This window comes from Loktanella fryxellensis (genome assembly GCF_900110065.1).
Classification (GTDB): Bacteria; Pseudomonadota; Alphaproteobacteria; order Rhodobacterales; family Rhodobacteraceae; genus Loktanella; species Loktanella fryxellensis.
In genome coordinates, this window is the sequence record NZ_FOCI01000064.1 from 1 (window position 1) to 1,659 (window position 1,659).

Here is a 1,659-nt window from a genome sequence, read left to right on the forward strand (position 1 = left end):
GTGACGGCGCAGGTCGTGTCGGACAACCTGAAGGCAGGGGTCACAAAGGCCTGCTTCTACGACCCTGTAATCAACCGGACCTATGCGGATATGGCAGCGCATTACGACACGGCTGTGGTGCCAGCGCGGCCACACAAACCAAAGGATAAAGCAAAAGTCGAAGGCGCGGTTTTACTGGTTGAGCGTTGGATTCTGGCGCGGCTGCGCAATCGGCAGTTCTTCAGCCTTGGGGATGTGAACGCTGCCATTCGCCCGCTTTTGGACCGGCTCAACGACAAGGTCTCGCGTCATCTCGGCGCCAGCCGCAGGCAGCTGTTCGAGCGGTTGGACAAGCCCGCCCTGAAGCCGTTGACGGTGGCGCCTTATGTCTATGCCGAATGGAAGAAGTGCCGCGCCGGCCTCGATTACCACATCGCGATCGACAGGCATTATTACTCCGTGCCCTATCAGTTGCTGAAGACAGAGCTGTGGGTGCGCATCACCGCTCGAACGGTCGAAGTCTTCCATATTGGTAAACGCGTGGCCTCGCATGTGCGCACCTCCGGCAACGGGCAGCATTCCACGCAGCGCGACCACATGCCGGCACACCACACGTTCCGTGAAGACTGGACGCCGCAGCGCATCCAGGCTTGGGCCGCGCGTATCGGGCCGAACGTTGCGATCTTCGCCGAGGTCGTGATGCGCGACCGCAAGCACTGTGAACAAGGCTATCGCACCTGTCTGGGCGTGATCCGACTGGCTGACAGGTTCGGTCGGGACCGCCTCGATGCCGCCTGCAACCGCGCCTTGGAGATCAACGCGCGGTCCTACTCATCAGTCCACTCGATCCTAAAGAATGGGCTGGACAGCAAGGCTCGCGCCCGCGCCACGGAAGAGCCTGCCATCAATCACCCCAACATCCGTGGCGCCGATTACTTCCACTGAAAGGACATCCATGCTTACCCATCCAACCCTCGATCACCTGAAAGCCCTGCGGCTTGACGGTATGGCCGAAGCCTTCGCGGACCTTCAGGTTCAGGACGCTGCTGCCGATCTCAGCCACGCTGAATGGCTTGGCCTGTTGGTTGACCGTGAGGTCGCCAGCAGAGAAACCAAGCGCTTTGAGGCCCGCATGCGCTCCGCCAGGCTGCGCCATGTGGGCGCCTGCCCGGAGGATGTCGATTACCGTGCGCGGCGCGGCCTCGACAAGGCGCTGTTCCAGAGCCTGCTCAGCGGCAAGTGGATCACCGACAAGCGCGGCCTGATCATCACCGGCCCTTGCGGCGTCGGCAAGACCTGGCTCGGCTGTGCCCTGGCGCAGGCGGCCTGTCGCGACGGCGTCACCGTGGTTTACAAACGGATGCCGCGCCTCTTCGAGGAGCTTGAACTGGCCCATGGTGATGGTCGCTTCCCGCGCCTGTTCCGCAGCATCACCAAAGCTCAGCTGCTGATCCTTGATGATTGGGGGCCGGACCGGCTCACGGCGACGCAGCGCCGGGATATGATGGAAGTCGTCGAAGAACGGTATGGCCGCGGCTCAACCATGATCACCAGCCAGTTGCCCATCACAGCGTGGCACGACGTCATCGGGGAGCCCACCTTCGCCGACGCCATCCTCGATCGCATCGTCCACAATGCCTACCGTATCGAGCTGGAAGGGCAGTCCATGCGGAAAACCAT

2 protein-coding genes are annotated in these 1,659 nt (G+C 62.1%); both read left to right on the top strand.

All coding sequences use genetic code 11. The features are described 5' to 3' along the window. The coding region (locus BMX16_RS17720; RefSeq protein ID WP_177174726.1) for a transposase at positions 1-924 on the top strand (924 nt) is incomplete at its 5' end. A 10-nt stretch (positions 925-934) separates the two neighbouring features. Then, positions 935-1,659: IS21-like element helper ATPase IstB (gene istB / locus BMX16_RS17170; protein WP_089906003.1), on the top strand; the 725-nt coding region annotated here is incomplete at its 3' end.